We start from the raw sequence: 13,691 nt of genomic DNA on the forward strand, positions 1-13,691 counted from the left end.
CAACCATCAAATTTCGCACAGGTGATCAGCGGTAATCATCGGGCCGGAGGTGACACAAGCCAGGGTGGGAGTTCGTCGACCAGGCGGGAGTCTTGGATGGGTCCACCGGGGGAACGCGATGAGGATTGGTTCACCGGGGTCTACGCGGCCGAGTACGGACACGTGGTGCGGTACGGCCAGCGGCGGCTCGCCGACGGGGAGGCGGCCGTCGAGCTTGCCCAGGAGGTGTTCGTCATCGCCTGGCGGCGTCGCCGCGACGTCCCGGACCGCTGCCTGCCCTGGCTGTACGTGGTGGCTCGTCGCCTGCTCGCGAACGAATGGCGGGCTCGGAGAGCCGCGCCGGACCTACTGCCGATGACCGACGCTGCTCCGGACCAGGAGTCCCGGGACTGCTGGCAGCGCCGCCGCAAGCCGGAGTCTGCCGCCTCCGGAACCCCCGCGGCCTCCAGCATCCCACTGCCACCGATGGACTTCGCGCCGCTGCCATCGGGCAGTGTCCAGCTGACCAGGCTGCTCCACATCAAGTACGGCGGCGGCGCCGTCACCAAGCAGGTCGGCGGGGTGTACGGGCTGTACGTCGTTCCGCGCCGCACCCGTGCCGAGATCCTGCGGGTCCTTGCCGACGTGCCCGGGTTCCGGTGGCGCGGTCAGGTGGTCGATCGCGCCGGCCGCAAGGGTGTGGCCATCACCTTCGACGACCGCGAGCATGACCAGCAGTCTCTTCTGATCTTCGCCCCGGAGACCGGGGAGCTGCTCGCCTACGAGGTGTTGAGCCTCTCGCCGGTACGGATCAGCATGTACCAGCTGATCCTCCGCACCGGCTGGACCGACCAACTCGGCTGAACCGTCAGGGCCGGGGCCGCTTCCACAGGACGGCCCCGGCCCGGTTCGCCTCGACATTCGGGCCGGTCGGACATGAGCCTAGGCCGGTCTTCACCGTGGACGTGTAACGACTACTGCCTGTTGGCCTGTCGATCGCCTGACTCCGACGCGGTAACGTCCCTCGGCGGGGGGAGTGGGCTCCATCGGCACTTGGCAGGAATGGGCTGACGCTTGTTGAGATGGCGCCGTTGGTGTGGGCCATCGACATTCGCCTCATTGTGGTGGCCCGGATGGTATTTGCGTGTCCTTTGTGGAGTGATAAAGGTGGCCCCGCGTCGCAGGCCGCGCGCCTCCGAACCGGGGCCTGGCCGACGGCCCGCCGCCGCGTCTTTGGCCATCGCCGGCCAGCGCACCGGTGACAGCCCGCGGGCGGCCAGGCCGCACGAAGAGCCCGGGCGGCGCTCGTCGTCCTCCACGTCGGACACCACTGCGCCACCGGACCACGCAGCGCCACGAACCGTTGCTCGGAAAGGCTCATTGACAAGCTTGGAAGAGCCTGAAAGGGTCTCGCCTACGAAGATCATCCGACGTTTTTTGGGTCTGACCATTCAGGGAGATCACGGGGATGCGGAAGAAACCTCTCGCACTGACACTTGGTATGTCATTGCTCCTGTCCACAGGTGTAGCGGCTAGCGGGCCCGCGTCCGCGTCCGCGACCGGCTCCGGCGAGGAACGCTTCCAGCCGAGCGTCACCTACGACCTGTCGGTGACCAACGCCGAGCGCGACGCGATCCACGCGGAAGTCGAGGCGTTGGCCGGACGCGTCAAGAGCGCGCGGGCGGGGGACGGCACCTACGACTCGCTCAGTCTGATCGGGGCGATGCTGGACGGGTCGAGCTACGACTCCATCTCGCGAGGCGGCACCGCCGCGACGGCGTACCCCTTCCCGGTCAGCAACACCGAAGCCAACCAGTACGAGTACGACCGCAAGGTCGCCAAGCTCGCCTGGGTGGTCAAGCTCGCCACCGACCTTGGTTTCCCGGTGGTCGTCCAACGCCAGGCGGACAAGTACGTCTACGCGGAGATCGGTGACCCGGACGCGCCGGAGATGGTCATGGCGTTGAGTCATCTCGACTCGCCGACGGCCTCCGTTTCGCCGGCTCAGCTGGCGCGCTGGCGGGACGCCGATGGCAACCTCGGCACTCCTGGTGCGTACCACTCGCCCTATGTCCAGGACGGCTGGGTCTACGGGGCGGGCCTGCAGGACGACAGCGGCCCGACGCTGGCGACGCTGCTCGCCGCGAAGGCGCTGCTCGAGGCGGGGTTGCCCCTCGACCGACGTATCCGCATCGTCATGGGAATCTACGAGGACGGCGGCCCCGGCACCCCCTCGACGACGAACACCGCCACCTTCCAGGCCATCCCGTACAACTCGAACCCGAGCTTCTACGACAACTGGGCCTACAAGAACCTCAACCGGGAAGAGATCCCGATCGCGGGCTACACCTCCGACTCGCGGTTCCCGGTCATCGTCGGCAACTCCGGGTCGGTGACGCCGTCGGTGTCGATGAGCTTGTCCGCGGACAGCACCAAGGCCTTCCGGCTGACGGGTGCCACAGCCGGCGTCACCCTGCGTGAAGGCGATCCGACGCTCAAGGACATCGCCTACGGCAGCACCACGCAGATCGCCTCGCGGGCCATCTTCACCCTCGACCTGGCGAAGGCCGGCCCCGCCGAGCGCAACCGATTCGTATCGGCGATCAAGGCTGCCGCAACCTCGAAGGGTTGGCTTCCGGCCGCTCCCCGCAGCACGCCCAAGGTGCGGACCACGATCACCGGCGACTCGCTCACGCTGGAGATCAACACCGATGTGGCGATGGAGATGCCGACCCCGCAGTACGGCAAGAATGCCGTCGTGTGGGGAATGTTCCTCCTCGCCGAGGGGCTCGGCGCACTGAAGATCACGGCCGCCGACCTGCAGCTGAAGAAGGCCGCCGACGGCATCGCCGACCTGTTCTTCCGCGACGGTGTCGAAGGCGAGGCCTACCTCGGCAAGTACATGGGCATCCCGGCGAGCCTGTTGCGCAACCCGAGCAACGGCACGCCGAACCTGACGTTCGCCCTCATGGGGGGCATCAACTCGGAGACCCCGACGAGCTTCTACACGGACGCCACCGGCAGCCTCAGCATTCCGATGTTCGTGCGCAGCATGCACGTCAACGCGGCTGACTCCGGCCAGGCGACGGCGGCGGTCACGGCCGCCTTCCAGGCCAAGGGGTTCACCATCGGCGACCTCGGCTCGCCCGTCGGCGCCGGGTTGTACGTCACGCACGACAACCCGCTGACGGCTCTTCAGTTCGGGAGCTACCAGGCCTCGATCAACCGCAACCCGAAGGAGTTCGCGGATCCGTACTCCCTGCGGGACGTGGTTTATCCGCAGGGCACGACCGGTGGCACCCTGGCCAGCAGCTTCCGCAACAAGATGACCGCCTTCGGCGCGGTGATCCCGGGTAACGAGCGCTGGTGGCACACGGCCAACGAGCGGATGAAGGTCGACTCGGCTGTGCAGATGACCAAGATGATGGCCGACGGCATGCTGGAGATGGCCCGGTACTCCGGGCCTGCGGGTGCCAAGTTCATGTGGGCGGACATGCCGGGGCTGAACGCCGACCGGGCGGACCTCGACCTGCTCGACGTCACGATCGGCACCTACAAGGATGCGTCGGCCGCCGTCGGCACGAGCCAGTTGGGCAACCAGGCGCTGCTCGGCGCCACCTCGTTCAACATCCCGATGTGGAACGGGCGCGGCAACTCGACCCCGACGGCCTCGGCTTACGCACTGGGGCACGCCCCAGGCGGGGTCTACCTGCCCCTGACCGACACCGAGTACCTGAACAGCACGTACGTGGCGCCGATGCGCCTGGAGTTCAAGGTGGAGCGCCCCGACCACATGTCGGACGCGGCTTGGGCGAAGTTCATCGCCGGCGGCTACGGCGACTTCCAGTTCAACATCCTCGTCGGCGACAGGGTTGTGCCGCTGGCCGTTCCCGCGGGGCAGAGTGCGGAGAAGTACTTCTCCTCGCGCATCTCGGCCAACAACCCCGACGCGATCTACCTGTCGGTCAACCTCGGGATCACCGATGCCCCGTACACCGGGGTGAAGCCCGTCCTCGCGGATTCGAAGACGGACCTGTACAAGGTCAATCCGACGTACCTGGCCTCGAACCCGGATCCGTTCCCCGGGCGCGGAGCCATCGAACAACGGGGCTTCTTCGTGTTCGGTGACGGACAGAAGAACGCGGAGTTCTCCTCGCCCGATGCGGTCTACGTGACGGTCGCCAACGCGGTCGTCGATGCCGAGCCGTCGGCGGTGGTGAGGAAGTTGAAGGGCAGCAAGAACGAGTTGACCATCACGGTTCAGCAGACGCACGTCAACGGCAGCAAGTCTGCGGTGACGGCCACGTTCACCATCCACAACAACGCTTCTGGCGTTTACCGCGTCGGCGATTACCAGGTGTACGTCGAAACCAAGGGCAACACCCAGGTGCGCAAGATCTGCATCGTCTGACGCGGGTGAACCGGAAGCTCAGCACGCGTACGAGAGGGCACGCGCGGCGGCAGGACGCCTCGACTCGAGGTCAGCGGCCGCCGGACTGCGAGGCACTGTGACAACGGAAGTGGAGCCATTGCCGTAGGTGGTGGCTCCACTTCCGTTGTGTGCCATCGGGCGCCGGGAGGGCGTGGTCTCAGCCGCAGATGCGCCAGTCGCCGTCTTCCTTGACCAGGGTGAGCACCTGGGTTCCGCTGGTGCCGTTCGGCAGGGTCCAGCGCACATCTGCTCGCCCGTTGAGCCGGCCGTTGTTGTTGACGACGCTCAGGCCGACGATCTCGTAGTCGGTGGGGGTGAAGGCTTCGGCCTGTTCGCGGGCGAAGTCGGCCTGGCTCTGCCGGTTCCGTAGCTGGCCGCAGAGTTGCCCGTAGGCCGTCGGGTAGTCCCGCCCGATCATCGCTTCGGCGAACGTGTCCACAGTGTCCCGGGCCGGCCCGGTGGCCTGCTGGAACACGTCTCGAAGGACGAAGCCGCCGACGACACCGCCGAGGCAGCAGAGGGAGAGCACCACACCGATGACGACGAGCACGGTCCGTCTTCGCTGCGGGTTCTTCGGCGGCACCATGATCGGTTCGTATGCCATGGCCGCAGGCTAGGAGGAGCGGGCAACCGGGATCTGCGCGTGGTGACGACACCGGCTGCCCGGCCCTCGGCTCGATAGGGCGAGCCTTGGAACGAGCCCTGGTTGTTGTGGTTCGCGGTCAGTGGCAGACGATCTGGATCGGCAGGATGAAGCAGCACGAGCTGACCAGCGAGATCCCGACCGCGGCGGCCGCCCGCGTCGCGACATCGAACCGATCGCGGTTGCGCCGGGTGATGGGGAGAGCCTGCTCGACGACGATGAGCACCATCCAGACGAGCAGCAGCAGTGGCAGGTAGAGGTCCCAGGCGGGGTTCGCGTAGGAGCTCGCGTTGCCGTTTCCGCCGTAGTTCGGGCAGTCCTCCCTGCGCGTGATCGGGTCGAGGATCGCCAACAGCAGCGCGAGAAGCGCGCCACCCACGAAGCAGGCCCACAGGCCGCTCAGGCGCGACCGGCGTGGGGTGTGATCGGGCACCGGCTCAGGCTAGGGGGTGCTCACGGGTGGCTGCCAGGGCCGTTGGCGTTGGACTGCCGGGTCGTCAGTCGTCGGCGATCTGCGTTGTCGTTCGGGCGGCGGTGGCGAGGACGGCGGGGTCGCCACTGCGGCCGTACGTGTCGGCTGCGGTGTCGGCGAATTTGATGGCGTGGGCGTCGGCGCTGGCCGTCGCCTGTTGCATGACCTCGTCGACGGTGAGGCCGGGGTGGACGTCCGGTGCGGGGCGCGCTACGGGCGGGGCGTAGGCGGCGGTGACGGCGGCTGTCGCGGCCCAGGCGGCGGCGAGGCTCGGCGCCCAGAGGGCCTCCGGCAGGGCGGGCAGTGCGCGCAGGACGGCGTTGGGTGCGGTGGCGGCGTGTACGAGCATGACGGGGTTGGCGTACCCGTGGGTGCCGTGGCGGATCACGGCGGCGTCGACGATCCCGGCGAGGCGCGTGCGGACGTCGTCGTTGTCGCCGCCGGGCACCGCGCCGGCCGTTGCCGGCCACGCGGGCAGCTCGGCCAGTTGGGCGAGGCGGGCGCGGATGCCGGCGCGCTGGTCGGGTACGAGGGGGACGGCGTCGAGCGCCGACCGTGGATCGGTGCTGGGGTACGGTCCGCTGCCGGGTGCGGCGAGCGGTTGCCAGCGGGCGGCCCAGTAGGCCAGTCCCTGGCCGAGTTCGGTGATGCGCGGGCCGGTCTCCTGGTCGAGGAGCGCGCGTGCGGCGTGGCCGACCCGGATGACGCCGTGGGTGGCGCCGGCCGCGATGCCGGGGAGCAGGCGTGGCCACCAGCGGGCGAGTACGTCGCGCCAGGGCTCGTCGGCGAGTTCGCGGTCGAAGTAGTTCAGCCAGTCGCCGGTGCGTACCGGGTCGCCGAGCGGGTCCCGCCACTGTTCGGGGGAGATGGCGGAGATGCCGCGTGGGCGGTCTTCGAGTTGGGTGAGGTAGGAGTCGAGCCAACGGTGGACGGTTTCTCCGTGGCCGCGGTGGGTCAGTGCCTCCACCGCCATGGGGGCGTGGTTGGAGAGCCAGCCGTTCCGCTCCGGTCCGGTGTGCTGCACGCGTTCGTACGCCTCGTCGAGCATGGAGCCTGTCATGCCACGAGGCTAGGAATTGAAGTTTGGTTCAGGTCAAGAGGCGGTCGTGGGTGGCGTGCTGGGGGCGACGCGCGCACGCGGTTCGTGCGGTCGGACGGCCACCGCCCGGTGCTCCCCGGACGGAGCGTGGAGATCGAGGGTGGTGGCCGTCGCCACGGTGGTGCGGCTGTGGCCCGGGCGGGCCGCGCGAGTTCGGAGCTCAGCTGCCGTTTCGGCCGGTCAGCGGCGGGCGGCCGTCTCGACGATCTCGGCGATCGCCTGGAACGGGTCGTACCCGCCGATCTCCTCGGCGAGGACCTTGGCCCGGGTGCGGTATCCGGGCTGGTCGAGCACGGTCCGTACGGCGGCGCGCAGGTCGGCCACCGCCGGGGTGCCGGTGCGCAGGTTGAGGCCGGTGCCGCTCCACTCGACGCGGGCGGCGACCTCCGGCTTGTCCTCGCTGGCGCCGGCGACCACCAGCGGCACGCCGTGGTAGAGGGCGGTCTGCACACCGCCGTAACCGCCGTTGGTGACCAGCACGTCGGCGTGCGGAAGCAGCCGGTCGAACGGCACGAAGCCGGCGAGCCGCACGTTCTCCGGCACCTCGGTCAGGGCCTCGCGTACCAGGTCCGGTCCGTCCTCGCGTACGGTGGCGGCCACCACGAGGACGTCGAGGTCGGCCAGGGCGCGCACCGTGGGGATGACCAGTTCGTGCAGGTCGCCGTTGGCGACGGTGCCCTGGGTGACGACGACCACCGGCCGGTCGGCGGAGAGCTCCGGCCACCAGGCCGGCTCCAGGTGGTCGCCGCCGGTGGCCGGGGGCAGCGTGCCGACGAACCGGAGGTTCGCCGGGAGGTCGTTGCGGGGGTACTCGAAGCCGGGCACGGTCAGCTGCAGGTAGTGGTCCGTACGGTGAACCGGGGCGTGGAAGAGCGGCTCGGCGAGGGTGGCGCCCAGCGACTCGAACGTCGCCTCGCTGAACTTCTGCAGCTCGACCAGGACCTGCGGGATTTCGAGGCCAGCGCCGGGTGGGGCGGGTTCGCCGTGCGGCAGCAGCAGGGGAATGCTGCCCAGCGTCACGAGCGTCGGGCGGTCCTCGGCGGCCGTGGAGAGGCTGAGCAGCGGGATCGACAGGAATCCGAGCTCCCCGATGATCACGTCGGCGGGGAACTCCGCCAGCAGCTCCCGCAGTCCCCGCACCTGCGCGGGCAGGTGACCGACGAAGATGTTCTCGAAGTCGAAGGCCAGCTGATCGGGCCCCGGTGCCAGCGTGGCCCGCACCGGGTACGCCTTGTCGAACTCCCGGTCGTCGAGGTCGGCTTCCGGCGGCAGCGCCCGGAACCGCGCGCCGAGCGCCCGCACGCGTTCCTCGAACCGGGACCCGGTGTAGACGACGACCTCGTGTCCGCGCTTGACCAGGTCCGCCGCGACGGTGAGGACGGGGTTCACGTGTCCCTGGAAGGGGGTCGCGCCGACTATCACCTTGGCCATGGGAGCTCCTTCGTCTGCGTGCTGTCGGGGCCCGAGACGGTCGGGCGCGTCTCTAGCACGAGGGATCGCGGGCGAGGGTTCGAGTGATCTGCGCGACGCCGACCGGGGCCGGGGTCAGATTCGCCTCATCCGCCGACGCGGCGGCGGGCCGCGCTGGCCAGCAGGTAGATGCCGGCGACGAGGGTGACGAGGCGGACGAGGAAGGTCACCGCTCCGATGAGCGCGGCCAGCGCGCCGAGCGCGATCATGCCGTACGGGATCCAGTCGGTCTCCGGGATGACCCGCGCCGAGCCGGGGTCCTGCGGGCGGTAGGAGACGGTGGCGGTGGAGCCGATGGTCGGGCGGTTGGTGCTGCTCTCCGGCTCGGTGAACTCCACCGGCTGGTTGTTCGAGGCGGTGAAGGTGAGCACCCGCGAGTACATGGTCCGGCCGTCGCTGTCGCGGGAGGTCGTGATCCGGGTGACGGTGGCGGTCGCCGAGGTGCCGTCCGGGTAGGGCTGGTGCTGGCCGTGCCACCACCAGCCGAGCCCGACGAAGAGCAGACCGACGGCGACCACCACGAGGGATCCGACGATGCCGGTGCGTCTGCGTCCGCCCGGAACGTCGATGCCGACCAGCCCGTCGGCGACCAGCGTCGCGCCGGCGGCGGTGCGCGCCGCCCGGCCGGTCAGGATCCCGGCCACCCTCCTGAAGATCTGGTTGGCCATGTCGGCTCTCCTCCGGTCACGTGTGCGGCGTTGTCACCGCACCCACGAGGGGAGGACGGGCGCCGGTTCGGCCGGTCGCCGTCAAGTGATCCTGATCTCGGGGGTGGTCATCGGCTTGGAGCAGAGCACGTCCGGGCAGGGCAGGTAGCCGAGCGCCTGCCAGAACCGCAGCGCCCCGGCGTCCTCCGGCAGGACCAGCAGGTTCACTCTCGGGCAGTCGAGGGCCGCGAACCGGGCCTCGAGTTCGCCGATCAGGCCGCTGGCGATGCCCTGCCGGCGGCGTGTCGGGTCGACCGCCAGGCGCAGGATCCAGCCGCGCCGGCCGTCGTAGGTGCCGAGCACCACTCCGACGACCGTCTGGTCGGCCACGGCCACGAGGAAGAGCTGCGGGTCGCGCTGCAGCTTCGCGGCCAGCTCGTCGCGGGGTACGACGTCGCGACCGGCCGACGCCCAGAGCCCGACCACCGCCTCGTGGTCCGGCCAGCCGAACTGTCGAATCTCGATCACCACGCCGGTCCTTCCCGCAGGGGCGGCGGCGAGTCTAGCCGCGGCCGCGGCGAGCCGGGTGGGTGCGGGCGGCCGTCGAGACCGGCGGGTGGCCGTCGAACCGGCGAGTGGTGGCCGGTGTCGAGCCGGCCCCCGGTCAGCGCGGCTCGCCGCCGAACCCGATCTCGTTCCCGTCGGGATCCACGTAGGTGATCTTCCGTACGCCGTTGTCGTACGTCTCCCGTCTCGCCGGCTCCAGTCCGCGCTCGGCGGTCGCGGCCACCCGGGCATCGAGGTCGCCCACGAAGACGGTGTGCCGGGCATGGCCGGCGTGCTCGGGGAGCAGTTCGATGTAGACGTAGCGGTGTTCGGCGAGTTCCCACACGGCTTCGGTGTCGTTCGGGATGAACGCCGGCGGGGCGCCGAGCAGCGTCTCGTACCAGCTCAGCGCCGTGGGGTAGTCGGTGACGGGGATCCCGGCGAACAGGTCGACGGCCATGCCCGTCAGGCTAGCGCCGCACCAGCCGCGGGTGGGGGAGGTCGAGGTGCCGGCGCCGACCCCGGAGCTTCGGGTGTGCGTAGAGGTCCGGTCACCTGCCCGTTGCGGGGCGATCACACCGATCGACGACGTTGAGTGTCCCGCACCCAACGCCTCGGGAGGCACCTGTGCGACGCCGTACCCGGCTCCTCGCCGCAACCCTCGCCGCCGCCGCTGCGGCGGCCACGACGACCCTCATCGCCGGACCGGCCGCCGCCGCCCCGCCCGGCATTCCGAGCAAGGCGACCGCGCAGAGCAATCTGAACAGCCTCACCGTCGCCGCCGAAGGCAGTATGAGCGGCTACAGCCGGGAGGCGTTCCCGCACTGGATCACGATCTCGGGCAGCTGCAACACCCGCGAGACGGTACTGCGGCGCGACGGTAGCGGCGTGCAGGTCGACGGGGCCTGCGCGGCCACGTCGGGCAGCTGGTACAGCCCGTACGACGGTGCGACGTGGAGCAACCCGGCGGACGTCGACATCGACCACGTGGTGCCGTTGGCGGAGGCGTGGCGGTCCGGAGCCAGTTCGTGGACGACGGCCCGCCGGCAGTCCTTCGCCAACGACCTGAGCGGTCCGCAGCTCATCGCGGTCACCGACAACGTCAACCAGGCCAAGGGCGACCAGGACCCGTCGACGTGGAAGCCGTCGCGGACCGCCTACCGCTGCACCTACGCGAAGATGTGGATCCGCACCAAGTTCACCTGGAACCTGAAGCTGCAGAGCGCGGAGAAGTCGGCGTTGCAGAGCATGCTGAGCACCTGCTCCTCCTGACCGGACTGGCGTCGCCCCGACGGGTCGTCGGTACGCCTGCCGGGGTGACGCCGGGTCGATGCGTGGACGGTGCGATCGGCCCGGCGGGGCCGGGGCCGACACGGGTTTGTCGGCGTGCCTGTGCCGTGCCAGGATCCTGCCGTGAATCTCGATGATCTCGCCCGCCAGGTCGACGACCGGTCCCGGCTCACCGGTGAGTTCGTGCTGCGCTCCGGGCGGGTGGCCACCGAGTACTTCGACAAGTACCAGTTCGAGGCGGACCCAGCGCTGCTGGACGCCCTCGCCGAGCAGCTGGCCGCCCTGGTGCCCGCCGGCACGCAGGTGCTCGCCGGCCTGGAGATGGGCGGGATCGCCGTGGTGACGGCGCTCGGCCGGCACACCGGGCTGCCGTGCGCGTTCGTCCGGAAGGCGGCGAAGCCGTACGGCACCGCGCGGCTGGCCGAGGGCGCGGAGGTGACCGGTCGGCAGGTGCTCGTGGTCGAGGACGTGGTGACCTCCGGCGGGCAGGTGGTGGCCTCGACGAGGGAGCTGCGGCAGCTCGGCGCGCGCGTCGACGCCGCCGTCTGCGTGATCGACCGCCAGGAGGGCGGCGCCGAGGCGCTGGCGGTCGAGGGGATCGCGCTGCGTGCGCTGCTCACCCGCGCCGACCTGACGCCTGAGGCGCCCGGACGGTAGGGGGCTCGGCCGGCCCGCCGGCGGAAGTGACGGTCACCTCTGCTGGTGGGAGGGTTCCGGCATTTCCGGATAGTCTGGGCGGCGACCAGCGGGGGAGCGAGACGAACGAGGAGCCCCGGATGCGGATCGGCGAGCTGTCCTCCCGTACGGGCGCCAGCCAACGTTCACTTCGCTACTACGAGCAGCGGGGGCTGCTGCACGCGGGCCGCACCGCCACCGGCTACCGCGACTACGGCGAGGACGCGGTCGTCCGGGTCGACAACGTGCGCCGCCTCCTCGCCGACGGACTGACCGTCGACGACGTGCGAACGTTCCTGCCCTGCCTCGACCGCGAACTGGCACAGGAGCCGGTCTGCGCGCCCGCCGTCGAGGTCTACCAGCGGCGGCTCGCGACCGTGCGGCGACGCCGCGACGACCTCGACCAGGTGCACACGCGGCTGGCGTCGCAGCTGCGCCACTGGGGCAGCTGAACTACGTCAGCGTGAGCCCACCGTCGATCGCGATCACCTGACCTGTCACCCAGGCCGCCCCCGGGTCGGCCAGGGCCACCACCCAATCGGCGATCTCCGCCGGCTGGCCGCGCCGCCCCAACGGCACGCGGGCCGCCTCGTCGCGGTGGATCTGCTCGATCACGGTGGCCGGGAGTCCCGCGGCGGCCAGCGCGTCGCTGTAGACCGGGCCGGGGGCGACCGCGTTCACCCGGATCCCGTCGGCCGCCAACTCCAGCGCCCAGCTGCGGGTCAACGCGTCGATGGCGGTCTTGCTCGCCCCGTAGTGGGCGAAGCCGGGCGCCGGCAGCGTCCCGAACGCGCTGGAGATGTTCACCACCGAGCCGCGGCTCTCCCGCAGGTGCGGCAACGCGGACCGGGTCAGCACCGTGGGACCGATCACGTTCACCGCGAAGAGGTCCGCCACCGTCGTCGCGTCGGCCTCGGCGAGCGGCAGCGCCGCGAACATGCCGGCGTTGTTGACCAGTACGTCGAGCCGCCCGAAGCGCGACGTGATCGCCGCGACGGTCCGCTCGGCGTCCTCGGGGTCCCGGGCGTCGCTCACCATCGACGTCAACCGCGGTTGTCCCTCGGCCGCCTCGGCCAGCCGGTCCGGGCGGCGTCCCGTGACGACGACCTGCGCGCCGCGAGCGGCGAAGAGATGAGCCGTCGCCCTACCGATACCGGTGCTGCCGCCCGTCACCACGACGACCCGTCCGTCCCACTCCGGTGAAACCCGCATCTCCGCCTCTCCCACTGTCGAGATCATCGCCAGGAACTCGGCAACGCTAGGGGCCTGACACCAGTGTCAGGGTCAAGCCGGTCGACCTCGACGCCTGCGGTCGGCGCCTCGTCGGGGACGCCGCCGTGTCGCCGCAGCCGTGCGGCCGGACGCGGCGAAACGGTCGGGGTAGCCTGGGAACGCGCGACTGGCGAGGGTGGTCCACCACCGGGGAGCGCTGTCTGCTGGAGCATCGTCCGCCTGGGTGCTCCTCACCACGAGGTGAGGAGCCGCACATGACCGCGACGTTGATGGACGGGCAGACCCTGGCCCGGACGCTGCTCGACGAGACCGCGGAGCGCGCCGCGACGTTCACGCGTACGCACGGGCGCCGGCCCTGCCTCGCGACGGTCCTCGTCGGCGACGATCCGGCCTCGCACACGTACGTGCGGATGAAGGTGAACCGGTCCGCGGCGGTGGGGATCGAGTCGCGGCGGGTGGACCTGCCGGCCTCGACCAGCACCGACGAGCTCGTGGCGCTGCTGCGGGAGCTGTCGGCGGACCGCACGGTCGACGGCATCCTGTTGCAGCACCCGGTGCCGGGGCACATCGACGAGCGCGCCGCGTTCGAGGCGATCGCCGCGGACAAGGACGTCGACGGGGTGACCGGGGCGTCGTTCGCGGCGACGGCGTTCGGGGAGCGGGGGTTCGTGTCCTGCACGCCGGGCGGCATCATGCGCCTGCTGGACGCGTACGACGTACCGCTGCGCGGGCGTCGCGCGGTCGTGGTGGGGCGCAGCGCGATCCTCGGCAAGCCGGTGGGGATGCTGCTGCTGGCGCGGGACGCGACGGTGACGTACTGCCACTCCCGCACCGTCGACCTGGCCGCGCACGTCGCGGAGGCCGACGTGGTGGTCGCCGCGGCGGGCGTGCCGGAGCTGGTACGCGGAGAGTGGATCAAGCCGGGGGCGGTGGTGGTGGACGCCGGCTACAACCCCGGCAACGTGGGCGACGTCGAGTTCGCGGCCGCCGCCGAGCGGGCGGGCCTGATCACGCCGGTGCCGGGCGGGGTGGGCCCGATGACCATCGCGACGCTGTTGGCGCAGACCGTGGACGCCGCCGAGCTGCACGGCTGACCCTCCTCGCGGTCCGCCCTCCGCCGCCCGGGCGCGGCGGAGGCGGCGGGCCGGGTCGCGGCGCCTCCGCGCGGCGAAACAGATCGGGCGGCGGGTGAACCAGCCGGGCCG

At 70.8% G+C, this 13,691-nt stretch carries 14 protein-coding genes and 1 riboswitch; of the genes, 6 read left to right on the top strand and 8 right to left on the bottom strand.

All coding sequences use genetic code 11. From position 1 onward, the window contains the following. Nucleotides 1-96: 96 nt before the first annotated feature. Together D7044_RS23160 and D7044_RS23165 are read left to right on the top strand one after the other, a co-directional pair. Nucleotides 97-843 (top strand): sigma factor, encoded by a 747-nt coding sequence (locus D7044_RS23160; RefSeq protein ID WP_120690172.1) that lies wholly within the window; start codon nucleotides 97-99, stop codon nucleotides 841-843. 745 nt (nucleotides 844-1,588) lie between these two features. Continuing rightward, a complete protein-coding gene (locus D7044_RS23165; RefSeq protein ID WP_158610027.1) occupies nucleotides 1,589-4,390 on the top strand; it encodes a M20/M25/M40 family metallo-hydrolase in 2,802 nt (933 codons plus the stop codon). 178 nt (nucleotides 4,391-4,568) lie between these two features. Here the strand turns inward: D7044_RS23165 and D7044_RS23170 are convergent, their stop codons facing one another. The 7 genes from D7044_RS23170 to D7044_RS23200 form a co-directional block, all read right to left on the bottom strand. Next, nucleotides 4,569-5,015 (bottom strand): Rv0361 family membrane protein, encoded by a 447-nt coding sequence (locus D7044_RS23170; RefSeq protein WP_120681727.1) that lies wholly within the window; start codon nucleotides 5,013-5,015, stop codon nucleotides 4,569-4,571. A gap of 118 nt (nucleotides 5,016-5,133) precedes the next feature. Further along, on the bottom strand, nucleotides 5,134-5,487 hold the full coding sequence (locus D7044_RS23175) for a hypothetical protein (RefSeq protein ID WP_120681729.1): 354 nt from the start codon (nucleotides 5,485-5,487) through the stop codon (nucleotides 5,134-5,136). Between the two features lie 64 nt (nucleotides 5,488-5,551). Beyond that, on the bottom strand, nucleotides 5,552-6,586 hold the full coding sequence (locus D7044_RS23180; RefSeq protein WP_120690174.1) for a questin oxidase family protein: 1,035 nt from the start codon (nucleotides 6,584-6,586) through the stop codon (nucleotides 5,552-5,554). 219 nt (nucleotides 6,587-6,805) lie between these two features. Further along, the gene (locus D7044_RS23185) at nucleotides 6,806-8,056 is read right to left on the bottom strand and encodes a glycosyltransferase (RefSeq protein WP_120690175.1); all 1,251 of its coding nucleotides are present in this window, start codon (nucleotides 8,054-8,056) and stop codon (nucleotides 6,806-6,808) included. Between the two features lie 125 nt (nucleotides 8,057-8,181). Then, complete coding sequence (locus tag D7044_RS23190; protein WP_120681736.1) at nucleotides 8,182-8,763, bottom strand: DUF3592 domain-containing protein; 582 nt, start codon at nucleotides 8,761-8,763, stop codon at nucleotides 8,182-8,184. An 81-nt stretch (nucleotides 8,764-8,844) separates the two neighbouring features. Next, nucleotides 8,845-9,270: a GNAT family N-acetyltransferase gene (locus tag D7044_RS23195; RefSeq protein WP_120690268.1), complete on the bottom strand. Its 426-nt coding sequence runs from the start codon at nucleotides 9,268-9,270 to the stop codon at nucleotides 8,845-8,847. A gap of 136 nt (nucleotides 9,271-9,406) precedes the next feature. Further along, a complete protein-coding gene (locus D7044_RS23200; protein ID WP_120690176.1) occupies nucleotides 9,407-9,748 on the bottom strand; it encodes a VOC family protein in 342 nt (113 codons plus the stop codon). A 167-nt stretch (nucleotides 9,749-9,915) separates the two neighbouring features. Here D7044_RS23200 and D7044_RS23205 point away from each other — a divergent pair, with 167 nt between their 5' ends. From D7044_RS23205 to D7044_RS23215, 3 genes are all read left to right on the top strand, one after another. Beyond that, nucleotides 9,916-10,560 carry an HNH endonuclease family protein gene (locus D7044_RS23205; protein WP_233563403.1) on the top strand — a complete coding sequence of 215 codons (645 nt, stop codon included), beginning with the start codon at nucleotides 9,916-9,918 and terminating at the stop codon, nucleotides 10,558-10,560. Between the two features lie 141 nt (nucleotides 10,561-10,701). Continuing rightward, the gene (locus D7044_RS23210) at nucleotides 10,702-11,235 is read left to right on the top strand and encodes an orotate phosphoribosyltransferase (RefSeq protein WP_120690177.1); all 534 of its coding nucleotides are present in this window, start codon (nucleotides 10,702-10,704) and stop codon (nucleotides 11,233-11,235) included. Between the two features lie 119 nt (nucleotides 11,236-11,354). Continuing rightward, nucleotides 11,355-11,705: a MerR family transcriptional regulator gene (locus D7044_RS23215; protein WP_120690178.1), complete on the top strand. Its 351-nt coding sequence runs from the start codon at nucleotides 11,355-11,357 to the stop codon at nucleotides 11,703-11,705. Nucleotide 11,706: 1 nt separating this feature from the next. Here the strand turns inward: D7044_RS23215 and D7044_RS23220 are convergent, their stop codons facing one another. Further along, a complete protein-coding gene (locus D7044_RS23220; RefSeq protein ID WP_120690269.1) occupies nucleotides 11,707-12,465 on the bottom strand; it encodes an SDR family NAD(P)-dependent oxidoreductase in 759 nt (252 codons plus the stop codon). Nucleotides 12,466-12,638: 173 nt separating this feature from the next. Further along, nucleotides 12,639-12,718, top strand: a riboswitch (ZMP/ZTP riboswitch). A 22-nt stretch (nucleotides 12,719-12,740) separates the two neighbouring features. Between D7044_RS23220 and D7044_RS23225 the strand changes: the two genes are divergently transcribed. Continuing rightward, nucleotides 12,741-13,580 (top strand): bifunctional 5,10-methylenetetrahydrofolate dehydrogenase/5,10-methenyltetrahydrofolate cyclohydrolase, encoded by an 840-nt coding sequence (locus D7044_RS23225; RefSeq protein WP_120690179.1) that lies wholly within the window; start codon nucleotides 12,741-12,743, stop codon nucleotides 13,578-13,580. Nucleotides 13,581-13,691 lie beyond the last annotated feature (111 nt).

Origin of the sequence: Micromonospora musae (assembly GCF_003626635.1) — a bacterium.
Lineage (GTDB): Bacteria > Actinomycetota > Actinomycetes > Mycobacteriales > Micromonosporaceae > Micromonospora > Micromonospora musae.